The organism is Aquabacterium sp. (assembly GCF_049317225.1).
Lineage (GTDB): Bacteria > Pseudomonadota > Gammaproteobacteria > Burkholderiales > Burkholderiaceae_C > Aquabacterium.
This window is the reverse complement of the sequence record NZ_JBMOIR010000019.1, coordinates 16,832-39,491: the sequence shown is the minus strand read 5'-3', so window position 1 is coordinate 39,491 and position 22,660 is coordinate 16,832. Positions and strand designations below refer to the sequence as shown.

The 22,660-nt window shown below is 63.5% G+C and carries 17 protein-coding genes; 7 read left to right on the top strand and 10 right to left on the bottom strand.

Translation table 11 applies throughout. From position 1 onward, the window contains the following. Positions 1–19: 19 nt before the first annotated feature. Positions 20–3,148, bottom strand: a complete 3,129-nt coding sequence (locus ACOYNB_RS11720; protein WP_422839239.1) for a CHASE domain-containing protein — start codon at positions 3,146–3,148, stop codon at positions 20–22. 86 nt (positions 3,149–3,234) lie between these two features. Between ACOYNB_RS11720 and ACOYNB_RS11715 the strand changes: the two genes are divergently transcribed. After that, the gene (locus ACOYNB_RS11715; protein WP_422839238.1) at positions 3,235–3,600 is read left to right on the top strand and encodes a response regulator transcription factor; all 366 of its coding nucleotides are present in this window, start codon (positions 3,235–3,237) and stop codon (positions 3,598–3,600) included. A 19-nt stretch (positions 3,601–3,619) separates the two neighbouring features. Continuing rightward, positions 3,620–4,918, top strand: coding sequence for an HD-GYP domain-containing protein (locus tag ACOYNB_RS11710; protein ID WP_422839237.1), 1,299 nt, complete (start codon positions 3,620–3,622; stop codon positions 4,916–4,918). A gap of 13 nt (positions 4,919–4,931) precedes the next feature. On the opposite strand, the gene ACOYNB_RS11705 is transcribed toward ACOYNB_RS11710, so the two are convergent. The 4 genes from ACOYNB_RS11705 to ACOYNB_RS11690 form a co-directional block, all read right to left on the bottom strand. Continuing rightward, on the bottom strand, positions 4,932–5,882 hold the full coding sequence (locus ACOYNB_RS11705; RefSeq protein WP_422839236.1) for an alpha/beta fold hydrolase: 951 nt from the start codon (positions 5,880–5,882) through the stop codon (positions 4,932–4,934). A gap of 83 nt (positions 5,883–5,965) precedes the next feature. Further along, complete coding sequence (locus tag ACOYNB_RS11700; RefSeq protein WP_422839235.1) at positions 5,966–6,658, bottom strand: histidine phosphatase family protein; 693 nt, start codon at positions 6,656–6,658, stop codon at positions 5,966–5,968. A gap of 1 nt (position 6,659) precedes the next feature. Then, positions 6,660–7,892 (bottom strand): acyl-CoA dehydrogenase family protein, encoded by a 1,233-nt coding sequence (locus tag ACOYNB_RS11695; RefSeq protein ID WP_422839234.1) that lies wholly within the window; start codon positions 7,890–7,892, stop codon positions 6,660–6,662. A 69-nt stretch (positions 7,893–7,961) separates the two neighbouring features. Further along, positions 7,962–8,891: a LysR family transcriptional regulator gene (locus tag ACOYNB_RS11690; RefSeq protein WP_422839253.1), complete on the bottom strand. Its 930-nt coding sequence runs from the start codon at positions 8,889–8,891 to the stop codon at positions 7,962–7,964. Positions 8,892–9,247: 356 nt separating this feature from the next. Between ACOYNB_RS11690 and corA the strand changes: the two genes are divergently transcribed. After that, positions 9,248–10,207 (top strand): magnesium/cobalt transporter CorA, encoded by a 960-nt coding sequence (gene corA / locus ACOYNB_RS11685; RefSeq protein ID WP_374257021.1) that lies wholly within the window; start codon positions 9,248–9,250, stop codon positions 10,205–10,207. A 1-nt stretch (position 10,208) separates the two neighbouring features. Continuing rightward, positions 10,209–11,375, top strand: a complete 1,167-nt coding sequence (locus ACOYNB_RS11680; RefSeq protein WP_422839233.1) for an MFS transporter — start codon at positions 10,209–10,211, stop codon at positions 11,373–11,375. Between the two features lie 12 nt (positions 11,376–11,387). Here ACOYNB_RS11680 and ACOYNB_RS11675 read toward each other — a convergent pair whose 3' ends face one another. The 3 genes from ACOYNB_RS11675 to ACOYNB_RS11665 all read right to left on the bottom strand — a co-directional run bounded on the left by ACOYNB_RS11675 (position 11,388) and on the right by ACOYNB_RS11665 (position 15,161). After that, complete coding sequence (locus ACOYNB_RS11675) at positions 11,388–13,232, bottom strand: hybrid sensor histidine kinase/response regulator (RefSeq protein WP_422839232.1); 1,845 nt, start codon at positions 13,230–13,232, stop codon at positions 11,388–11,390. Beyond that, positions 13,229–13,918 (bottom strand): response regulator, encoded by a 690-nt coding sequence (locus tag ACOYNB_RS11670; RefSeq protein WP_422839231.1) that lies wholly within the window; start codon positions 13,916–13,918, stop codon positions 13,229–13,231. Before ACOYNB_RS11670 ends, ACOYNB_RS11675 begins: the two co-directional genes overlap by 4 nt. Positions 13,919–14,042: 124 nt before the next feature. Next, positions 14,043–15,161: a 3-deoxy-7-phosphoheptulonate synthase gene (locus tag ACOYNB_RS11665; protein ID WP_422839230.1), complete on the bottom strand. Its 1,119-nt coding sequence runs from the start codon at positions 15,159–15,161 to the stop codon at positions 14,043–14,045. 394 nt (positions 15,162–15,555) lie between these two features. Between ACOYNB_RS11665 and ACOYNB_RS11660 the strand changes: the two genes are divergently transcribed. Beyond that, positions 15,556–16,026: a DUF3015 family protein gene (locus ACOYNB_RS11660; RefSeq protein ID WP_422839229.1), complete on the top strand. Its 471-nt coding sequence runs from the start codon at positions 15,556–15,558 to the stop codon at positions 16,024–16,026. Positions 16,027–16,112: 86 nt separating this feature from the next. After that, entirely contained in the window at positions 16,113–18,113 is a 2,001-nt protein-coding gene (locus ACOYNB_RS11655; protein WP_422839228.1) for a DUF4105 domain-containing protein, read from the top strand. A gap of 22 nt (positions 18,114–18,135) precedes the next feature. On the opposite strand, the gene ACOYNB_RS11650 is transcribed toward ACOYNB_RS11655, so the two are convergent. Then, entirely contained in the window at positions 18,136–19,629 is a 1,494-nt protein-coding gene (locus tag ACOYNB_RS11650) for a CoA-acylating methylmalonate-semialdehyde dehydrogenase (RefSeq protein ID WP_422839227.1), read from the bottom strand. A gap of 23 nt (positions 19,630–19,652) precedes the next feature. Beyond that, complete coding sequence (locus tag ACOYNB_RS11645; protein ID WP_422839226.1) at positions 19,653–21,017, bottom strand: aspartate aminotransferase family protein; 1,365 nt, start codon at positions 21,015–21,017, stop codon at positions 19,653–19,655. Positions 21,018–21,132: 115 nt separating this feature from the next. Here ACOYNB_RS11645 and ACOYNB_RS11640 point away from each other — a divergent pair, with 115 nt between their 5' ends. Next, entirely contained in the window at positions 21,133–22,647 is a 1,515-nt protein-coding gene (locus tag ACOYNB_RS11640) for a PLP-dependent aminotransferase family protein (RefSeq protein WP_422839225.1), read from the top strand. Positions 22,648–22,660: the final 13 nt, after the last annotated feature.

Sequence of the window (22,660 nt, the reverse complement as noted above, 5' to 3'; positions counted from 1 at the left end):
CCCTGCGGGGCGCCTTTTTTCATGCCTGAGACAGGACTTGCGGCTCGGATTGACAGTTGAGCACGAGGGTCACGGTGGTGCCTTCGCCCTCCTTGCTGTCGATGACCACACGCCCACCCATCAATTCCATGATTTCCTTGACGATGGCCACGCCCAAGCCCGTACCCGGGATGTTGCCGGACTTGTCCGCGCGATAAAAACGCTCACCCACGCGGCTGAGTTGCTCCGCATTCATGCCCAAGCCGAAATCTCGGATCTGCACTCCCACCACTTGGCGGCCGTTTTCCTCGCGCTGCAAGAGATACACCCAGACATCGCCCCCAGCAGGCGAATACTTGTAGGCATTGGACAGCACGTTCAACACGGCCTGCCGCATCTTCTGTTGATCCACCCAGACCATGACGGGCTCGTCGGGCCAACAGGTGTTGGGCAAACCACGCCCCTCAGGCGCCTTGAAGTCTCGAATCACCTCCTGGACCAGCGACTCCAGATTGCAGGCCGTGAACTCGAAGTCTTTGCCTTGGCGTGCCTCCAGTCGAGACAGGTCCAGCAATTCGTTGATGATGGCCGCCATGGCCTCACTTTGGCGATAAATGCGGCCCAGCAACTCACGCTGCTTCTCCGGCTTGAGTTCACGGGTCAACAGCAATTCCGTGAAGCCGTAGATCGAGGCCATGGGTGTGCGCAACTCATGGGCGGCCACGGACAAGAAGGCGCTCTTCATCTCGTCCACTTCGGTCTCGTGGGTGACATCGCGCAGATGCAGCACCTGTGAAACGGCCACCCCCTGCCCCTGACTCAGGCGCAACTCCAGCATGCGGCGGGCCGGTGGCTTCATTTCGAGCATGACACGACCGGTGCCAGCGTGTCCGGCTTCATGCAGGAGGGTTTCCAATGTGGTGGGAAACACCTCAGGCTCGTCCACTGCAGTGCGCAAGATCGTGCGGATGAAGGTGGCTTCGTCCAAGCCGTGCAAGGCGCCCGGCAGCATCCCGGTCAGTCGGGGCGTTGCGGGGCTGACATAGCTGACACGCCCCTGGGCATCGAAGGACACGAACGCATCCTGCGTCAGACTGAAGATCGCCGCCATTTGCTCGATGTGCGCTTGCAGTTGCGATTGCGCCAAACGCCGCTCGTGCACGTCCTGAATCGAGCCGGCCATCCGCGTGGCACGACCCAGATCGTCGAAATACACCTTGGCGCGAGAGCGGAACCACCGGTATTCGCCGGCGCGCGTGCACAGGCGGTACTCCATGTCGTAAGGCTCGGCGTGCGTCAAGGCGGCATTGATCGTCGCGAACGTGCGCTCCTGGTCCTCCGGGTGCAACATGCTGTCGAACGTGGCCAGATCCGGTTTGAGCGCACCGGGCGAGTAACCCAACAAGCGGAAGAACTGTGGCGACCACCACATTTCCTGAGAGTGGATGTTCATCCAGTCCCACAAGCCGTCGTTACCGCCGTCGATGGCCAGGTTATAGCGTTCGGCGTTGGCCTTGATGGCGTCCTGCGCCTGGCGTGATTCGGTGATGTCGTACGAAATCGAGATGTACTTTTCAACCTGCCCTCGCTGATCCAGCACAGGAGAGATCACGCAGTGGACCCAATACTGCTCGCCACTGCGGCGACGGTTGCAGATGTCTCCTGTCCAAGTCCGCCCATGCAGCAAGGCCTGCCATGCCGTGATCCAGAACAGGTCGTCGTGGCTGCCGCCATTCAGAATGCGCGGGTTTTGCCCCAGCAATTCGTTGCGCTCATAGCCACAGGCATGGCAAAAGGCCTCGTTCACATCCATGATCCGGCCATCGGGGGCTGTCACACACACCATCCCGAAGCGATCCAGCGTCTGAAGCAGTGCATTGCTTTCATGGGTCATGGCTTGAGCCAAGTCCTCGGCGCGGACACGCGCAGTTCTCAGCAGCCACAAAGCCGCAGCGATCATGCTGCTCAACAACAAGCCCAGCAGGCCAATCCAGGTGGGCATGGCGAACGCCACGTCACGCTCAAAGCTTTCGGTGGAACGCACCTCCAAGGTGAGCGCACGACCACCAAACAGCAAATGATGCTGTCGGCGGAACTGACCACCGCCACTCACCTGCCGCTCCTGAGTGCTGTCGGTGCCTGCCATCCAGTGCGCAGGCTCGGGCTCATAGCCGTCATAGAGCGAAAACCGCACCAAAGACGCGGCCGCCGAGTCCAACCCAGCCACCAGCTCCGCCGCCACGATCGGCGCATAAATGATCCCGAGCAGATGCGCGCGCCGGGTTTGCGGTGTGTCGGTCACCACACCTGGCTGAAACACTGGTAACAAATATAAAAATCCTGGGCGATGGTGTTGGTCCTGCAGCAACACAATGGGCGGCGTCAGGGATGGCTGCCCCGTCGCCACCACCTCGTCCAGCGCCTGCCGTCTGCGGGGGTCCGAGCCCAGATCGAAGCCCCATGCCGGGCGGTTGAACTCCAGCGGCTCAATGTTCTTGATCACGTACAGGTCTGACGAAGCGGTGGTCGGATGCACGGTGTAATCCGGTGCATGGTCCGCACGAACCTGCTGGATGAAATGCGCCAAGTCCTCGCGCTTGACGTATTTGATGAAGCCCATTCCCCGGATACCGGGAAATTCGCTGACCACATCCCGCGACCCCACCCAGGTGCGAAATCCAGCCTGCGGCAACTCGCCACCATGCGCCAGCATGGCACCTCGCACCCCCTTGAGCCCTGCCAGGGTCTTGTCCAGTCGGGCCTCCAGCGTGCGCTGCAGTTGGGCGCTGACGCGGTCAAACTGTGCGTCGGCCGCTTCGGCGGACTTCTGATGCAGGCTCACGGCCACCATCACGGACAAGGCGGCCCCGACGATCAGGACCAGCAGCGGAAAAGGCAGGGAGCGCTGGAAGGGCACCGACCACAACAAGCGCTCCATGGAGGGTTTGTTATCTGCAGCCGCCTGACGCTGCCAGAAACGAAAGGCACGCCACGTCAACAAGGGCCCCGACAACACCGCCAGCATGGCAGAGTCCAGCAGGGCCTCTTGCCAGCCGTGCAAGCCGGGCGCCAACACGGGTAGCGACAGCATGACCACCGCTTCCGCAATCAGGAAGATGGCCAGGCTTTCCACCAATAGGCGCAAGACACCAACGTGTATTTTCGACATGAGGTAATTTCGGCGTTCACCCTCATAATCTTGAGAAAAGGACCGATATCCCATCTGCCCTTGACTTGCACCACAGCCTGCAGCCCATGAAGCGTGTTCTGATTGTTGAAGACCAACTCGATATCCGAGAGCTGATTCGCATGACGCTGGAGATCGAGGATCTGGACATTCACGAGGCGGAAAACGGCACCATCGGCCTGGAAATGGCCAAGCAACTGCGACCAGACATGCTGCTGCTGGACATCATGATGCCGGGACATGTCGATGGGTTTGAGGTCTGCCGACAGATCAAGTCCACGCCTGAGCTGGCCTCGACCAAAGTGATCTTTCTGAGCGCAAAGGGGCAAGAAAGCGACCGGCAGTTGGGGCAATCATTGGGCGCCGAGGCATACTTGACCAAGCCTTTCAGTCCACGCCAGTTGCTGGAAGTGGTCACGAAACACCTGAACTGAATCCTTCGTTGAATTGAATATGGCCGTTGAGGAACTGAACGATGCGCTTTACATCCAGCCCGAGCAACTCTGCATCGGGCTGTACGTGCATCTGGATTTGTCCTGGACACAGCACCCGTTCACTTTCTCCAGCTTCCGCATCCGCAATCAAGGTCAGATCGACACGCTCCGCAGCCTGGGGTTGACGCGCATCCGCTACGCCCCCGATAAAAGCGAGACGGAGCCGCTGCCGCCGGTGCCGCAAGCAGCCCCGCCCAGTGTCACAGAGTCATCAGCAGCCAGCACGACATCCCAGACTGGAGTTGACCCTGCGGATGTGCTGATGCGCCGTGTGCACCTGGAAAAGCTGGCCATGCAGCGCGCACGGGCCAGCGCCTGTGAGCAAGCGCTCGTCGCCGCCACCCGCACCATTCGCAGCATCAACCAGCATGTGTTTTCGATGCCGGGCGATGTCCGTCGCTCATCCACCGACCTGGTGTATTCCATGGTGGAGTTGCTGCTGGTCGACGCCGACGTGTCCATTCAACTGATGGCCGATCGCATTGGTGGTGACGAGGTCTACAGCCACGCATTGAACGTGACCCTGCTGTCCATGATGGTGGCCAAGGAAATGCAGGCGCCGCCCGAGGTGATCCGTACCGTGGGCCTGGGCGCCCTGTTCCATGACATTGGCGAGTTGGAACTGCCCGCGGCTTTGCTGCGCAAACATGACGGCCTGACCAGCGCTGAGTTGCGGCTCAAGCAGATGCACTGCGAGTACGGTGTTCAGATCGCCCGCAAACTGGAACTGCCTGCAGGCATCCTGCCCATCATCCTGCAACACCATGAGCGACTGGATGGGTCTGGCTACCCGTCTGGCCTGACCGGTGCACAGATGTCGCTCGCCTCACGGATTGTGGCCCTGGTCAACGCCTACGATGAGTTGTGCAACCCGGCCGACCCGAACCAGGCCTTGACCCCGCATGAGGCCCTGTCGCTGCTGTTCTCGCAGCAGAGCAGTCGCTTTGACAGCAAGGCCTTGAGCACCTTCGTGCGCTGCATGGGCGTGTATCCACCCGGCACGGTGGTCGAACTCAGCGACGACCGTCTGGCCATGGTGGTATCGGTGAACACCAGCAAGCCCCTGCGCCCGGTGGTCTTGGTCTACAACCCGGCCATTCCGAAGTCCGAAGCCCTGCTGTTAGACTTGGAGCACGAGCCTGCCGTGTCGGTTCGCAAGACCTTGCGCCCGCAACAGTTGAGCCCGGAAGCGCACGCCTACCTGTCGCCGCGCACCCGCACGACGTACTACTTCGACAGCGAGCCTCAACCCGAGTGAGGCCTTGGTGCCATCACGGCTGCGCCAGAAAGCTCTGGACGGCCGCGACCGTACGCGCCGGATCTTCCTCGTGGGGCACGTGGCCCAAGCCCTCGAACATCACCAGTCGGCTGCCGGGAATGTCGCGCTGGAACCGCTGGGCATTGTCAGGAGGAATCAGTTGATCTTGCGCACCCCACAAAATCAGCGTGGGCTGCCGCACCTCTTTGACCTGATCGGCATACTGGCCCGTCGGCGCTTGCGTGAAACGCTCAGACAGGGCCGCACGGTTACCCGCCCGCAACGTCAACTCGTAGTAGCGGTCGACCAGCTCGGTAGTGACCTTGCTGGGGTCGCCATACACATTGCGGACGCTGGATTCAATGGCGCCACGAGGCAGCAGCTTCGCCATCACGGGCTTGAGCGCAGGCATGCGTGCGAGCTTGAAACCAATGGGCATGCTGCGCGGCTCGAAGTAATACCCCGCAGAGTCAACCAACACCAGACGGCTCACGCGCGTGGGGTGATCCACGGCCGTCTTCCATGCCACCTCACCGCCAAACGAGTTGCCCCCTAGCACCACCGGCTGCTGCACCCCCAACTGATTCAGCACGGCGATCACGAAGTCGGCATACGTGGGCAAGCGGTAATCGTTGGTCGGATTGGGGCCCGTCAAGCCAAACCCCGGCATGTCCACGCGGATGACACGGTGCTGCGCCTTCAAGGCACTCACCCAACCATCCCAGGTGTGCAACGAAGCGGAGGTGCCATGCAGCAAGACCAGAGGATGCGGGTCATCGCGGGGGCCCTCGTCACGCACGTGCACCTGCATGTCCATCACAGAGATGAAGCGCGAGGGCGCAGGCGCCCAACGGGCCGACAGCGCCTGTACCGACCGATCCGGAGCCCACGCCTGACTCACACCCAAGCCAGCCAGCGCGACCAGCGCCAGCACCACGCCAGCTGCCCACCTGCGTTTGCTCATCTGCCTCTCCGTCGTTTTATGCTTTCAGCCGATTTCAGCGGGACCGAGTCCGCGTTCATCGGCCGTTATAGCAGGCACGACGTTCAGCGGAAGGTCAGCAGGGACGATTCTGCGCCTTCCAGGTGAGCATGTTCATTGATGGAAACCAGATGCAGGCCGTCCCGGCCGGTCACGATCTTCGTCACCCCGGCGTTGGCCAGCGTCCAGTTGATCGTGAAGGCTTGTGCATCGCTCAAGCCCAGCAGGTGCGCGCACATCACGCTGATGGTGCCACCCGACGTGAACGCGACAGTGTGCCCCTTGGCCGGCGTCATGGCCACCAGGTCCTCCAGCGCTGACACACATCGCAGCTTGAAAACCGACCAGGGCTCGTCGTACTCATCATCATGGTTGCCGCCCACCCAGCGGGTCACAGCATCCTGGAAGAACTTCTGAAAGGCGCGACGGGGATCCCCCGCTGCAGCCATCTCGCTCATCATCACGGTCTTGCTCGCATAGCGGGGCTCGGCCACTTCGATGACGTTCTCGTGTGCGAACTCGTTGACCCCGGCATGAATCTGCAGCGGCAGATTCACCCCCATCTCGGCCAAGGCGCCCGCAGCGGTTTCCTGATGGCGCTGCATGGTGCCGCTGACCACAGCCGTGGGCTGCACACCCCGAGCCCACAAGGCACGCCCGACCACACGGGCCTGCTCGTGCCCAACGGGGGACAAGGCATCGTAGTTTTCGCTGCCGAAGGAAGCCTGGCCGTGACGAATAAGGTAGACGGCCCCCATCTCAGCGCTTGACCCCGTACTTCTTCAGTTCCAGGCGCGCGATCATGCCCTTGTGCACTTCATCCGGACCATCGGCCAGACGCAACGAGCGGCCCTGATTGAAGAACATGGTCAAGGCGGTGTCGTGCGACACCCCGGCACCACCGTGAATCTGGATGGCAAAGTCCACCACGTTTTGCAACATGGTGGGCGCCACCACTTTGATGGCCGACACATCGGTCAGGGCGCTCATGACACCCAGGGTGTCGATCTTCCAGGCCGCTTGCAGCGTCAGCAAACGGGCTTGGTCGATGGCCACGCGACACTCGGCCAGACGCTCGCGGTTACCACCCAAGTCGATCAGGGGCTTGCGGAACGCCGTGCGCTCCAAACCACGCTTGATGGCCAACTCCAAGGCCTTTTCTGCGGCGCCGATGCAGCGCATGCAATGGTGAATGCGGCCCGGGCCCAAGCGACCTTGCGCGATTTCGAAACCGCGGCCCGGACCCGAAATGAAGTTGCCAATGGGCACACGCACATTGTGGAAGTGCACTTCACCGTGCCCGTGCGGCTCGTCATACTCACCGAACACGGGCAGCATGCGCTTGATCTCGACGCCGGGCGCATCCATCGGCACCAGCACCATCGAGTGCTGATGGTGACGGTCCTTGCTTTCATCCGGGGTCAGGGCCATGAAGATGCCGACCTTGCAACGCGGGTCACCCACGCCAGACGACCACCACTTCTTGCCGTTGAGCACGATGTGATCGCCGTCGATCACAGCCGTGGCAGCCATGTTCGTGGCGTCTGACGAGGCCACATCCGGCTCGGTCATGAAGAACACCGACCGAATGTCGCCGGCCAACAAAGGCTTGAGCCACTGCTCCTTCTGCTCGGCATTGCCGTACTTCCACAGCACTTCCATGTTGCCGGAGTCGGGGGCGTTGCAGTTGAAGATCTCGGGGGCCATCATCGAACGGCCCGTTTCTTCGGCACTGAAGGCGTACTCCAGCACGCTCAGGCCTGCACCCAGTTCGGGATCCGGCAGGAACAGGTTCCACAGGCCCTCGGCCTTGGCCTTGGCCTTCAGCTCTTCCACACGGGGAGGAATCTTCCATTGCGTCCAGTCACCACCGTGGCGTTGCGCCAGGATGCCGGACCAGTGGTCGGCCTCAATCGGCTCAATATGCTCCTTGATGAAAGCACGCACGCGCTGGGCGGTCTGGGCGGCACGGTCACTGGGCTTGAAATCCATGGTTGTCTCCTGAAGGAATGACAGGGATCCTACGCCTGCGCAAGCTGTGCATCAAATGATGAATTTTTATCAAAAGCTATGTACCGCATGCATAGCCTCACGGGCCGCGGCCCCCACCCCTTCACGCATCCAGCGGTGGACGGGATCGTCCGTCCGGTCCGCGTGCCAATACATCCAAATGCCCATGGGAGGCACATCGGCCGGCAGTTCATGCAAGGTCAAGGGTAAAGCGCGGGTCAGCCCCTCGGCATAGGTGCGCGGCAAGGTCAACAACACATCGCTGGCCGCGACCACGCGGGCCGCGGCGTAGTAATGCTGACACCGCAGGATGACGCGACGCTCGCCACGCCCCAGCCTCGCCCACACCGCTTGCAAAGGATCCGGGCGGTCGGGCTGCAAAGCCACCATCACGTGCTGGTGCGCAAAATAGTCGTCCAAGGTCAAAGGCTGTTGCGCCAGCGGATGATCCGCGCGCATCAACACCGCCAAGGCGTCATCGGCCAGTTGAACGCCCTGAATCCGACCCGCCACGCGACGTTGGCGATCGATGACCAGGTCCACCTCGCCCAACGTGAGCGACCGCTCCAGCGCGTCATGCGGTACCCGCACGCTGCTCAGTCGAACCTTAGGGGCATCTTGCATCAAGCGCGCCACCAAGGGCGGCAAGGCAATGGCTTCCAGCACGTCACGCAAACCGACCCGCAAGGTCATGTCTAGCGTGGCAGGATCAAACACATCGGCTTGCGCCATCAGGCCATGCAAGCCACGCAAATGCGCCTGAACCTCGCCAATCACCCGCCGAGTCAACTCGGTCGGCACCATCTGGTTACCTTGACGGATGAACAGCGGGTCACCCCACAGACGACGCAGGCGAGCCAGCGCATGACTGACAGCCGGCTGACTGAGATGCAAATGCCGCGCTGCGCCCGAGATGCCGCCGTGCTCGTACACGGCATCCATCACGCGAAACAAATTGAGGTCCAGACGAGATGCAGGAATAGCCATGGCCGCAACCATACACCGTTGCGACAGGCCTGAAAAAGCTCGACTTTTTGACAGCCTTGTCACGCCACGCCCAGGGTCGGCGCGCCATAATGGCGCATTCGCCGGCCTGTGTCGGCATTTTGGAGCCATCACCTTGGACAGTCCCCATCGGTGACCGCCCACTCCAGCCACGTGACGCCTTGCCCACCATGGTTTGCAAGGTGCAGCGTGCGGCCCAACCCGTCTGCCTGATTGCACCGGGTTCAGCAGGGCCACTGCGGGAGGGGGCGGCAACCATTACCACCTCATCCCTTGACACTGTGGGCGCACCCGTTCTTTGAGCGACGGGGGGCCTGCATGCTGGAGTGCCCATGCTCAACGTATTCACGCTGGCCAACGGCCGGCTGTTTCAAGAAGAAATTGACAGCCTCGACGAACTGACGCCCGCGCGTCCGGTCTGGGTCGATCTGGAAGATCCCACCCCCGAGGAGAAGAGCTGGATCGCCGTCAAGTTCGGCCTGGTCATCCCAGCCGACATCATCGACGACGACCTGGAAGAGTCCGCTCGCTTCTATGAAGAAGACGGCGCCATCCACATCCGCTCCGACTTCTTGATCGACGACGATGAAACCCCGCGCAACGTCCGCGTGGCCTTCATCCTGCATGACAACGTGCTGTTTTCGGTGCACAAGGAAGACCTGCCCGTGTTCCGCCTGCTGCGCATGCGGGCACGCCGCATTCCAGCGCTGATTGAAGATGCCAAGGACGTGCTGCTCAAGCTGTATGACGCCGATGCGGAATACTCGGCCGACACGCTGGAAGGCATTTACGACGACCTGGAAAAAGTCAGCCACCGCGTGCTGAAAGACGAGGTCAACGACCAGGCCGCCGCCGAAGCCCTGGCCGCCATCGCCCGCCAGGAAGACTTGAACGGCCGCATTCGGCGCAACGTGATGGACACACGCCGTGCAGTGAGCTTCATGATGCGGGCACGCATGCTCAATGCTGACCAGTTTGAAGAAGCCCGTCAGATCTTGCGCGACATCGACTCGCTCGACAGCCACACGGCCTTCCTGTTCGACAAGATCAACTTCCTGATGGATGCAACCGTCGGTTTCATCAACATCAACCAGAACAAGATCATCAAGATCTTCTCGGTGGCCTCGGTGGCCCTGCTGCCCCCCACGCTGATCGCCAGCATCTATGGGATGAACTTCCAGCACATGCCCGAGTTGAGTCAGGAGTGGGGCTACCCGTTCGCGCTCGGGCTGATGGTGTTGTCCATCGTGACGCCCTTCTGGTATTTCCGCCGCAAAGGCTGGTTGAACTGAGTTGACGCGCGCGCACCTGCCTTCTTTGCCACCCGGGCTGTGGCGCGTCATACTGGGCACCGCCATGGTGGTGCTGAGTTTCAGCTTGCTCAACCCGGTGTTGGCCGTGCGGTTGCAAACGACCGGCGCCAGCAACACGGCCATTGGCCTCTTCGCCACGCTGCCGTTCATCAGTGTCGCCATCCTGGTGCCATGGGTGCCTCGCCTGTTCGCAAGTGTGGGCGTCGGGCAGGCCTACCGTGCAGGTCTGCTGCTGGAAATCATGGCCAGCCTGGGCTACCTGTTGACGGACCACTATCTCGCCTGGTGCGCCTTTGGCCTGATGGCCGGCTTGGGCGCAGGTGCGGCATGGAACGCCACCGAAGCCCTGGTCGCCCACAACGTGCCCGCCAGTCACCGTGGGCGGCTCACAGGCTTCTATCAGGCCCTGCTCGGCGGCGGCATGGCCCTGGGGCCTTTTGTACCCAGCCTGCTGGCACTGGACTCCCGGCAGGCCAATGGCTTGGCCTGCCTGGGCTTGGCGTTGGGACTGGTCTTGACCATGCACAGTTCTGTCAGTCACCTCAAGGCCATGCACGAGGACCGCGCGCACATGGGCTTGTGGCAAGCATGGCGTTTCCGTCCCGTACTGGCCTGGGCGGCGGTGGTGGGCGGCGTTCACGAGGTGGGACTCGGGTCAATCACCACGGCGTACGGCTCGCAGATCGGGCTGGATCTGGCTGGGGCCACCTCGATTGCCGGCGCACTGGGCTTGGGTAGCTTCGCGCTGCAATACCCATTGGGATGGCTGGCCGATCACTTCCCGGTCAAGCGCCTGTTTGTGGCGGGCGCCGCGTTGCTGACGCTCAGTGCGCTGGCCTTTACGCAAGCAACGACCTGGCCCTCGCTCATCTGGCTGTGTGCAGGCCTGTGGGGTGCCGTGGGTGGCGCCCTCTACACCTTGAGCATGATCTGTGTGGCACACGATTTCGCCGAATCGTCGGCCTTGGCCGGCACGTCCGCCATGATCGCAGGCTACACCGCCGGGGGCGCCCTGGGCCCCATCGTGAGTGGCTGGGCTCTGGATCATCTGGGTGTGCGCGGCCAGGGTCTCTGGTTGGCCGCCCTCGCTGTCAGCCTGCTGTGGATGCTGCGTGGCCGATCCGGCCCCGCCCCCCTCGCTGACTGACGTCACACAGCCTCACAGGCGCTCGTTCGCAGCCACGCCACCGGTCCAGGTACACCGCGCAGCATGCACCAGGTCACGCAATAGGGCTTGCAGCCGATCGGCCGACACAGGCTTGTGCAAGATCCCCAAGCCTGCCTCGCTGGCTTCTTGCAAGCGTGCAAAAGAAGTGTCGCCCGTGATCAATGCGGCCGGCACACTCCGATCCAGTCGCTCACGGATGGCCAGCACGGCACGCAGCCCCGTCCAGTGACCACACAAGCGGTAATCGGCCAACACGGCGTCCGGGTTGAACCAAGCCAGCATGTCCAGCGCGGCCTGCGGCGTCCCGACCGCCTCGCAACATACCCCCCATTGCGCCATCAGATCCACCATGGCTTCGCGCACCGCGGTATCGTCTTCGATCAGCAGCACCCTGAAGCCCGTCAAGCCACTGGCGGCCGACCCTGTCGGATCGGTGGCCTTGGCCGCCCCGGTGACCACCTCGCTGATGGGCAAGGTCAGCCGAAAAACCGATCCGTATCCAGGCCTGGATGCCAGATCCACATCCACACTCATGGCGCGCGCCAGACCCTCGACGATGGCCAGCCCCAAGCCCAGCCCCTTGCGGCGATCGCGCTCCGGGTTGCCCAACTGGTGAAACTCTCGAAAGATGGCGTGGTGCGCCGCAGGTGCAATGCCGATGCCGGTATCCCAGACCTCGACCACGGCGCGACCCGCGCGGACACGGCACCCGAGGAGGACCCCGCCCCGCTCGGTGTAGCGAATGGCGTTGAGCAGCAGGTTGCGCAAGATGAGCTCCACCAGGCCCGGATCGGCGAACAGCACCAGCCCGGTATCCCGCAGCCGGAACGCCAACCCCTTTTGGGCGGCCCAGGGCGCCAACTCACGCTCCAGCTTGTGGAACAAAGGCTGGAGCGCAAAGCGTTGTGGGTGCGACTGGATCACGCCGGCATCCACCTTGGAGAAATTCATCAAGGTGTTGAGCATGTCGCTGGCCGCTGCCGTGGACGACTGAATGTGGTCCAGCAACTGCATCTGCCGGGCATTCAGGCCCGAGCGCGCCAACGACCCCAGAAACAGGCTGGCCGCATGCAAGGGCTGGCGCAGGTCATGACTGGCCGAAGCCAGAAAGAGCGTCTTGGCCCGGTTGGCCTCTTCGGCCTCCAACTGTGCCTCTTCCGCCAGTTGCCGTGCCTCGAGCGCGCGCTGGGTCTGATCGCGCAAGCGCTGAACCAGTCCTTCGTTTTCGAAGTACAGGTCAATGGCCCGACGCCCCATGCGTGACGTGTGATACGCGTACACCAGCATGACGACCAGGTAGAGGGCGGCGGCCAAGCCCATCATGATGCCGAAGGGATCGCCCGTGCGCAGCAGCGCCCACACCAGAGGGGGCAAACAGGAGAGCCAATACACCACGGCCATGGGCCAGTTCGGCCCGAACACCGCGACGGCAGCAGACCCCATGCCCGCCGTCACCCCCACCAGGATGTTGATGGACGAGGGCTCTGCGGCATTGATGAACAGCAGTGCCGCCACGCCCCAGGCCCCCCCGTTGAAGAGCCACACCACACGCATCGCTTGCGCATATTTCAGCGCCCCGTTGGCTGCACGCGGGTGTGGCAAGCCACGCCGCGCCAACAAACCAGCCGTCCCCAGCGCGCAGGTCACGAGCGCCCACCACCACACATCGTCATTGCCGACGGCAAAACGAAATGCCAAGGCGGTGATCAAGGCCGCCAACATGGAGCCCAGCAATGCCGTCGTGATGTTGCGATCGAGCAGGGCCATTTGCTCAGTCAGCATGCGAGGCGGTGCAAATCGCCACGCCTCACGCCACAACGCTGACAGACGGTTCATGAACGCAACAGGCCGCGTGCGAGGGCCATTTCATACGCCTGCAAGCGGCTGCTGGCGTTCAAAGCCTCCGTGAGCCACGAGACCGTGACCCGGACCTGATCCTCGCTCAAGCCCAGCTGCCGTGCGATGGCTTTATTGGGGGTGTTACGCCCCAAGTAGCGCAAGATGTCCAGTTGACGCGCATCCAGTTGAAGCGAGCCGTCGTCTCCGTAAGACGGCCGCACCTCGGCGACCGACAAAGTTTGGCCCGACACGTGGGGCGCGGTGTACGGGGACGTCCAGGCATCAAACACCGCACCACTGCCTTCACAGGCGCGCTGAACCGCTGCGACGATCTCGTGTGCCGAGGCCGTCTTGGAGAGAAACCCGGCGGCGCCATGCGCCCGCGCCGTGTCCACATCGGCTTCGTTCACTTGACCAGACATGAGCAGCACCGGCGAGTGGGGCCACCGTGCGATGAGCTCCGGCAAATGCTCCACGGCACGGCCATCAGGCAGGTTCACATCCAGCAAAACCAAATCTGGCGCCGGCTGCGCCTCATCCGCCAGCAGGCGCTGCACCTCTGCCCACGTCCCTGCATGCTGACAGGCCGCATGCGGCCACCGCTCTGCCAGCATCAGCGACAAGCCGGTGCGAAACAGTGCGTGGTCATCAATCAACAGGAAACGAAGCGCAGAGGAAGTCATGGGGGACAGTGAGATTCAGGCACAAGTATCCCCGGCCTACCCCCCAAGATAAAGGGCCGACCCATCCGGATCAGCCCTCACTCCCCCATGAGAGGGGGCATTCAACGCGAAGAGGTCGTGCCGTTCAGCGTGCGCGACGGGCCTTCACCGCGCTGGACAGGATGTCCAGCACTTGCTCGGAGTCGTCCCAGCCGATGCAGGCATCGGTGATCGACAGACCGTAAGCCAGCTTGGCCGGATCGTCCTTGCCCGGCGTGAACTTCTGGGCGCCTGCGCACAGGTGGCTTTCCACCATCACGCCGAACACCTTGTCCGAACCACCCGAGACCTGCTCGGCGATGTCCTTGGCCACCACGACCTGACGCTCGTGTTGCTTGGAGCTGTTGGCGTGCGAGAAGTCCACCATCAGAGAAGGATGCAGCTTGGCGGCCTCCAGGTCCTTACAGGCGGCTTCCACGCTGGCCGCGTCATAGTTGGGGGCCTTGCCACCACGCAGGATGACGTGACAGTCGGGGTTGCCGGCTGTTTCAACGATGGCCACCTGGCCATTCTTGTGAACAGACAGGAAGTGGTGAGGACGCGAAGCCGACTGGATGGCGTCGGTCGCGATCTTGATGTTGCCGTCGGTGCCATTCTTGAAGCCGATGGGCGCCGAGATGCCCGAGGCCAGTTCACGGTGAACCTGGCTTTCGGTGGTGCGCGCACCAATGGCGCCCCAGGAAATCAGGTCGCCGATGTACTGGGGCGAGATCACGTCGAGGAACTCGCTGGCGGCAGGCATGCCCAGACGGTTGATTTCCAGCAGCAGCTGGCGCGCGATGCGCAGGCCTTCGTCGATCTTGTACGACTCGTCCATGTACGGATCGTTGATCAGACCCTTCCAGCCCACCGTGGTACGGGGCTTTTCGAAGTACACGCGCATGACCACTTCCAGCGTGTCCTTGTACTGCTCGCGCAGGGGCAGCAGCTTGCGGGCGTACTCGATGGCCGCAGCGGGATCGTGGATGGAGCAGGGGCCGATGATGACCAGCAGGCGGTCATCCTTGCCGTTGATGATCTTGCGAATGGCCTTGCGGGTGTCCGCCACCAGCGACTCGACTGCGGTGCCGCGGATCGGGAAGAAGCGGATCAGTGCGTCGGGCGCAGGCAGGGTGGTGACCTTCTTGATGCGGGCATCGTCGGTCTCGGAGGTACGGTCGGCGGGCTGGACCCAGCCGGCTGCGGCGCTGGATTTGGCGGTCATGAGGCTTCCTGTTGCGGGTCGGTCGAGATGTCGAAAAAAAACCGCCGGGATCAACCGGCGGTTTTCAGGATCTGGGTGGTTCGCTTAAGCGACTGCCACTCCTGCGCCGGTTTGGGGCGGGAGATGAAAGAAGCAAAAATAAAAGCTCACCATCTGCATGGGGACCACTTTAGCACGTTGCACGAGAAGGGATCAACCCGAGCTCGAAGATCCCTGTTTCACGTCAAGTCACCCGAAAGCGTGTTCCCGGACCACGACACCGGACATGGCACGCTTGGCATCACATGCCCATCCGATCCTAGAATGAGCCAGTCGATGCGAACGACCCATGGGCCATATCGGCCCTGATTGCGCACCGGTCGGCGCAGCATCGGTTCCGAATCAGGAGGATTCCATGAAGAAGTTCTTTGCGCTGGCACTGCTGGCTGCCGCCGGCTCCTCGATGGCCGCTCAAAACAACGTCGGCTCTTGCGGCTGGGGTTCCAAGGTCTTCCAGGGCCAATCGGGCATTGCCCCTCAAGTGCTGGCTGCTACCACCAACGGCACCTCGGGCAACCAGACCTTCGGCATTACTTTCGGCACCTCGGGCTGTACCCAGGATGGCGTGGTGTCCTCCAGCTGGAAGACAGCCATGTTCATCGACGGCAACCGCGTGGCCCTGGCCCGTGACGCCGCCGCCGGCCAAGGTGAAAACCTGGACGCGCTGGCCGTGGTGATGGGCGTTGACAAGGCCGACCGCGCCCTGTTCGCAGCAACCCTGAAGAACGAGTTTGCCGTGGTCTTCGGTGACGAGCACGTGGCTGCCAACCTGAAGTCGGTCCTGGCCGCCAACGACCGTCTGGCCGTGTACGCCACACGCATCTGAGGACGCACCGCGTCGTTCAGGCTTAGCCGCTGGATGCGGCTATCCCTTCCCCCCGTATGCCCGGCCCTGGTCGGGCATACGCACTCATGCCCGACATGCAGTTTGTCCGCTCTCTGGCGCAAGGCCTCTGGCGTGCCGTGTGGCCGCTGGCCACCGCCCTTTTGTCTGCCACAGCGTCCGCTTCGGACACCGCGTGGCCCGCACCGGCTCTGCCGCCCGCACAACAGGCCTATCTGCACACCTTGCAAGCGCAGGCACGTGCGCAGCATCTCGCGCAGCACCCCATGTGGCGGACCTTGCTGCACATGCGGGTGCACCCTCTCACTGGACGAGATCGCAGTCTGGCTGACGATCCGGGCTTTTTCACGGCCCCCGACGGGGCCCACCAGCCCGCTGCCGAACTGGACGCCACCCTGGCCGCCTTTTTCGACCCGCGGCCTCGCTTCGCGCTGGATCAGCCTGCCGCCTGCCGCTTCATCGCCCGACATGCCTGGCTGAGCGAGCAACTGCATTTCGACCCCACGCTGCTGCCCACACCCACCTGCCCCCGTTATGAGACCTGGCGGGCAGGCCTGCAGGCTGGGCAAGCCACGCTGGTGTTCCCGGCGGCCTACCTCAATGCCCCCGCCTCGATGTACGGGCACACGTTTCTGAGGCTGGATCCGCCCGCCTCGGAAGGGGGCTTCAACCCGCTCCTGTCCTATGCCATCAGCTATGCGGCCGATGGCAACGAAGCCGAAGGCCTCGCCTTTGCCCTCAAAGGGCTGACAGGCCTGTACCCAGGCCAGTTCACCAACTCGCCGTACTACCTCCGGATTCGAGACTACAACGACCTGGAAAACCGCGACATCTGGGAGTACGAGCTGAACCTGAGCCCGACCGAGATGGAGCGACTGCTCGCGCACACCTGGGAATTGGGCAGCACGCGCTTTGACTATTTTTTCTTTGACGAGAACTGCTCGTACCACCTGCTGTCCCTGCTGGACGCCGCCCGCCCCGAACTGCACCTGACCGATCGCTTCACGTGGTGGGCCATTCCGGTCGACACGGTTCGCGCCGTGCTGCAGGCGCCGGGTTTGCTGAAGCAGGTGCGCTATAGACCGGCCAACAGCACCGAACTGCGCGAGCGGGCGCATCGCCTGGGCCCCAAAGGCACCGCCGAGGCCAAACAACTGGCCAGCCAGCGACTGACGCCGACCCAACTGAGCGAGCGCGAACCCGATCCCTTGCGCCGCTCTCTGATTCTGGAAACTGCCGAGCGCTATGTGGCCTACGAAGGCAGCAAAAACGAAAGCACCGAAGCCGCCATTCAGGCGCGCCGCATGAGCCTGCTCATCGCCCGTTCGGCCTTGCCCAGCGCACCCGAGCCGGTGATGCCCCCGCGTCCCACGCCCCCCACCGAGGGGCACGCCACCGGCCGGATCGACCTGCTGACGGGGCAACGCGGCGGTGAACAAGTCTGGTCCGTGATGTGGCGACCGGCTTACCACGACCTGCTGGATCCCGAACCCGGCTACCAACGCGGCGCCGCGATCCAGTTTGGCCGCTTGGAGCTGGCCTACAGCGCCCAACGGGGACTGCGGCTGGATCGATTCACGCCCGTGGAGATCCAGTCGCTCAGCCCGATTGACGGGATCCTGGATGCCCGCTCGTGGCGGGTCAAGGCAGGCTGGCGGCGCAGCTGGGGACCCGATGCACGGCAACCGTACACAGCGGCTCCCTTGGCCTTCGAAGCCAATGGCGGACCCGGTCTGAGCACCGAACTGGGCACCACGGGTCACGCGTTGGGCTATGTGTTCATGGACAACCAGTTCTGGCTGGACCACGCCTTGCCTGCGCGCGACTGGAGCATCGCCACCGGTCTGGCCACGGGCCTGCTGTGGGATGCCTCCGCGCACTGGCGCATGCAACTCGAAGGGTATGCGCGCGTCGGCGTGATGGGCCAACCCGCCGAAACCGGTCTGAACCTGACGCACCGCTGGGCGCTGAATGCCCAGACCAATCTGCAAGCGCGGTGCGAATGGGCGCGCCGCGCACAGGCCGGCACCCAGCGCGCGTGCCTGCTCGGCGTGCAGCGCTACTGGTGAGCGCCGCCCCGACCGAACGCCATCAGGTCATCTGCGGAAAGGCAAACTCCGGCCCGCGCGCAATGCTGTCGGGCCAGCGCTGCATGACGGCCTTGTGGCGCGTGTAGAAGCGCACGCCTTCGGGGCCGTAGGCATGGTGATCGCCAAACAGGCTGCGCTTCCAGCCGCCAAAACTGTTGAAGGCCATGGGCACCGGCAAGGGCACGTTCACGCCCACCATGCCCACCTGGATGTGGCGCACGAATTCGCGGGCGATGCCGCCGTCACGGGTGTACACCGCCACGCCGTTGCCGTATTCATGGTCGTTGATGAGTTTCACCGCTGCGGCGATGTCGGGCACCCGCACCACGCACAGCACCGGCCCGAAGATTTCCTCGCGGTAAACGATCATGTCGGGCGTGACCCGATCCAGCAGCGTGCCCCCGACGAAGAAGCCGTCCTCATACCCCGGCACACGCAAACCGCGGCCGTCCACCACGGCCACGGCACCTTCGGCAATGCCCTGGTCAATCAGGCCTTCGATGCGCTGCTGCGCCATGCGTGTGACCACCGGCCCCATTTCGGCACCGTCCTGATGTCCCTCGCCCACGCGCAAGGCCTGCACACGCTCCGCCAGTTGCGCCACCAGCGTGTCGGCCACATCGCCCACGGCCACGGCCACCGAAATGGCCATGCAGCGCTCGCCAGCCGAGCCGTATGCCGCGCCAATCAAGGCATCCACTGCCTGACCGATCTCCGCGTCCGGCATGACCACCAGGTGGTTCTTGGCACCCCCCAGCGCCTGCACCCGCTTGCCATGGCGCGCCCCTTCGGCATAGATGTATTCGGCCACAGGCGTGGACCCCACGAAGCTGACCGCCTGGATCACAGGATGAGCCAGGATGGCGTCCACGATGGCCTTGTCGCCCTGCACCACATTGAACACACCGTCCGGCAGCCCCGCCTCTTTCAGCCACTCGGCCATCAACAGAGAGGGTGAGGGGTCGCGCTCTGAGGGCTTGAGGATGAAGGTGTTGCCGCAGGCCAGCGCAATCGGGAACATCCACATGGGCACCATGGCCGGGAAGTTGAACGGCGTGATGCCGGCGACCACCCCCAAGGGCTGGCGCATGGACCACGCGTCGATGCCGCGCGCGATCTGATCGGTGTACTCGCCCTTCATCAGTTGCGGGATGCCGGTGGCGAACTCGATGATCTCGATGGCGCGCGCCACCTCGCCCATGGCATCGGGAAAGGTCTTGCCGTGCTCTTGGACAATGAGCTCGGCCAGTGCCTTGGATCGTTGCTGCACGATGCTCAGGAAGCGGAACATGACCCGGGCACGCGCCAGGGCCGGTTGTGCTGACCATGCAGGGAAGGCCGCCTGTGCCGCCGCCACCGCCTGATCCAGCTCGGCGGGCGTCCCCAGGTCCACGCGCCCCTGAACCTTCCCCTGCGCGGGATTGAAAATCTCGGCCGATCGGCCGGATGCAGAAGGCTGAGACTGGCCCGAGATGTGGTGATGTACGTGATACATGAACAAGGACTTTCCTGAAAAACTCACAAGGGACTGGCGGTGCGACGCACCACATCGCGCAGCACATCGACCATGCGGGCCAACTCGTCTGGCGTGGCGATGAAGGGCGGGCCCATGGCAATGGTGTCCCCCGTGAAGCGCACCAGCAAGCCCTGCTGCATGGCCATTTCAAACACGGTCATGGCTCGACGGCCAGGCTGACCTTCCCACGGGCTGAGGTCGATCGCGCCGCAGAACCCGAAATTGCGGATGTCGGTGATGCCGGCCTCGCCCTTCAAGCTGTGCAGGGCCTCTTCCAGCACCGGCGACAGACTGGCCGCACGCTCGATCAGGCCATCGGCCTGCATGATGTCCAGCACGGCGTGCCCCACGGCCGCAGCCAAGGGGTGGCCGGAGTAGGTGTAGCCGTGCATGAACTCGACCGCATAGTCCGGCGCGTTCACGCCCATGAAGGTGTCGTAAATCTCTTGCTTGGCAATCACGCCGCCCATGGGCACCGTGCCGTTGGTGATGGCCTTGGCAAAGGTGATGAGATCGGGGGTGACGTCAAAGCGCTGGGCGCCAAAAGCTGTGCCCAATCGGCCAAAGCCGGTGATGACCTCGTCAAAGATCAGCAAGATGCCGTGGCGGGTGCAGATGTCGCGCAGCTTTTGCAGGTAGCCCACAGGTGGCACCACCACCCCGGTGGAGCCTTGCACCGGTTCCACGATGACGGCCGCGATGGTGCTGGCATCGTGCAGTGCGATCATGCGCTCCAGCTCATCGGCCAGATGAGCCCCCCATTGAGGCTGGCCTTTGGAAAAGGCCATGTGTTGGGGCGACCAGGTGTGCGGCAGGTGATCGACGCCAGGCAGCATCACGGTGCCGAACATCTTGCGGTTGGCCACCATGCCCCCCGCCGAGATGCCCCCAAAGCCCACGCCGTGATAGCCCCGCTCACGCCCGATGATGCGGTAGCGCCCGCCCTCACCTCGTAGCCGGTGATAGCCAATGGCCATCTTCAAGGCGGTGTCCACGGACTCGGAACCCGAGTTGGCGAAGAACACCCGATTGAGCCCGGCGGGCGCCATCTCCGCAATGCGCCCCGCCAGCGCCAGCGAGCCCGGATGCGCCAACTGGAACGCTGGCGCGTAGTCCAACGTCGAGGCCTGCTTGGCCATGGCTTCCGCAATCTTGGGGTGCCCGTGCCCCAAGGGGCAACACCACAAGCCTGACAAGGCATCAAACAACTGGCGCCCATCGGCCGTCTGGTAGTACGCGCCTTGCGCGCCCACCACGATCTTGGGGTGCTGCTTGAAATAGCGGTTGGGGGTGAAGGGCAACCAGGCGGCAGGCAGGCCTGCCAGTGTGGCCGGATCAGCAGTTTCGGTGGCGGGATTGAAGCTCATGCTTTCATCCTAGGGGGCCGATGGCCCGTGCACCGACACGGTACACCGGCAAGCTGGCAAACGACTTGCATGTTTACACCAACCGTACAGAGCCTTTCATCTGTACAGTTTCAACATGCCTCACACCCGCATCCCTTCGACCGCCCCCGCGGCCTCCGGCCATGACTGGCTTCAGCAACTGACCTTGGCGTTGCAGGATCGGGCCACCCGCGGCGACGCCCCTCGGCGCAGTGCCAGCCTCGTCACCCGCATCACCCAGGCGCTGGAGCGGGCCGTGCAACAAGGCGAATTGCGCGCAGGCACCCGCCTGCCGTCCGTCCGGGTTCTGGCCACCCGGCTGGGCATCAGCACCTTCACCGTGGCCGAGGCTTACACGGCCCTGGTGGGCAAACAGGTGCTGTCCGCTCGCAAGGGGGCGGGCTACTACGTTCAGTCTTCCCGGCTGGCAAAGGAACGCGCCCAGGCCGACCTGCAACTGCCCACCCACATCAGCGACGACTGGCTCAGTCTGAACATGTTTGCGCAAGGACGTGACTTGCTGGCGGCAGGCTGTGGCTGGCTGCCTTTGAGCTGGTATGCCGAAAACGACTTCCATGCCGCGCTGCGACAGGCCACCCGCATCGCCGGCGAGCACCTCGCCAGCTATGGCCACCCCTTGGGTTACGCCGGATTGCGTCAGTGGCTGGCCCAGGATCTGTCCGACCGGCTGGGCCCTGTGCATGCCGACCAGATCATCCTGACCCACGGGGTCACCCACGGCTTCGAGCTGGTGATGATGGGCCTGATGCAACCCGGCGACGCCGTGCTGGTGGAAGACCCCGGCTACTGGAATCTGCATGCCCAGTTGCGCTGTCATGGTCTGCGCCCCATTGGCGTTCCACGCACCGCGCAGGGACTGGATCTGGCCGAGGTGGCCAGACTGGCGGCGCTGCATCGCCCCAAAGCCATGTTCGTGACCACGGTGGGGCAGAACCCGCTGTCCACCACCTTGCGACTGCAGCAATTGCACAAGCTGCTGGCCCTGGCCGAACGGCACGACTTCTGGCTGATTGAAGACGACATCTTCCGGGACCTCGATGGCCCCCATGCACCCTCACTGGGCGGTCTCGACGGACTGAACCGCGTGCTGGTGCTGGGCGGGTTTTCCAAAACGATTGCCCCGGCCATTCGCGTGGGCTATGTGGCCTGCCCGCCTGCACTGGTGCAGCCGCTGGCCCGTGTGAAGATGACGTGCGGCCTGACCACATCCGAGATCAACGAACGCGCAGCCGCCCGCGTGCTGGCCGATCCGGCCCACCGGCGCTATCTGGAGCGCATCCGCCACCGACTGGCTGCCGCGCGCGAGCGCGTGGTCGAGTCCCTCATGGACATCGGTCTGCAGCCCCTGGCCGTGCCCGACAGTGGTCTGTATGTGTGCGCCGGCTGGCCGGATGCCCCAAGTCCGAGCAAAACCACGCACCATGCCCGCGCACTCGCCCAAGCGGCGGTGGCCGAGGGCATTGCGCTGGCCCCCGGCGATTACTTCCGCCTGGATCAACAACCGACCCAGTGGTTCCGCTTCAATGTGGCGCACGCCGATGACCCACGTCTGAGAGATTTCCTGGTGCGTGCCGCGCGCCAACGCCCCTGATGGGTCGCACTCA

Excerpts from the sequence above, each read along its gene's own strand:
- ACOYNB_RS11720 (WP_422839239.1), bottom strand. The coding sequence starts at position 3,148 with ATGTCGAAAATACACGTTGGTGTCTTGCGCCTATTGGTGGAAAGCCTG.
- ACOYNB_RS11715 (WP_422839238.1), top strand. The coding sequence starts at position 3,235 with ATGAAGCGTGTTCTGATTGTTGAAGACCAACTCGATATCCGAGAGCTG.
- ACOYNB_RS11710 (WP_422839237.1), top strand. The coding sequence starts at position 3,620 with ATGGCCGTTGAGGAACTGAACGATGCGCTTTACATCCAGCCCGAGCAA.
- ACOYNB_RS11705 (WP_422839236.1), bottom strand. The coding sequence starts at position 5,882 with ATGAGCAAACGCAGGTGGGCAGCTGGCGTGGTGCTGGCGCTGGTCGCG.
- ACOYNB_RS11700 (WP_422839235.1), bottom strand. The coding sequence starts at position 6,658 with ATGGGGGCCGTCTACCTTATTCGTCACGGCCAGGCTTCCTTCGGCAGC.
- ACOYNB_RS11695 (WP_422839234.1), bottom strand. The coding sequence starts at position 7,892 with ATGGATTTCAAGCCCAGTGACCGTGCCGCCCAGACCGCCCAGCGCGTG.
- corA (WP_374257021.1), top strand. The coding sequence starts at position 9,248 with ATGCTCAACGTATTCACGCTGGCCAACGGCCGGCTGTTTCAAGAAGAA.
- ACOYNB_RS11675 (WP_422839232.1), bottom strand. The coding sequence starts at position 13,232 with ATGAACCGTCTGTCAGCGTTGTGGCGTGAGGCGTGGCGATTTGCACCG.
- ACOYNB_RS11670 (WP_422839231.1), bottom strand. The coding sequence starts at position 13,918 with ATGACTTCCTCTGCGCTTCGTTTCCTGTTGATTGATGACCACGCACTG.
- ACOYNB_RS11665 (WP_422839230.1), bottom strand. The coding sequence starts at position 15,161 with ATGACCGCCAAATCCAGCGCCGCAGCCGGCTGGGTCCAGCCCGCCGAC.
- ACOYNB_RS11660 (WP_422839229.1), top strand. The coding sequence starts at position 15,556 with ATGAAGAAGTTCTTTGCGCTGGCACTGCTGGCTGCCGCCGGCTCCTCG.
- ACOYNB_RS11655 (WP_422839228.1), top strand. The coding sequence starts at position 16,113 with ATGCCCGACATGCAGTTTGTCCGCTCTCTGGCGCAAGGCCTCTGGCGT.
- ACOYNB_RS11650 (WP_422839227.1), bottom strand. The coding sequence starts at position 19,629 with ATGTATCACGTACATCACCACATCTCGGGCCAGTCTCAGCCTTCTGCA.
- ACOYNB_RS11645 (WP_422839226.1), bottom strand. The coding sequence starts at position 21,017 with ATGAGCTTCAATCCCGCCACCGAAACTGCTGATCCGGCCACACTGGCA.
- ACOYNB_RS11640 (WP_422839225.1), top strand. The coding sequence starts at position 21,133 with ATGCCTCACACCCGCATCCCTTCGACCGCCCCCGCGGCCTCCGGCCAT.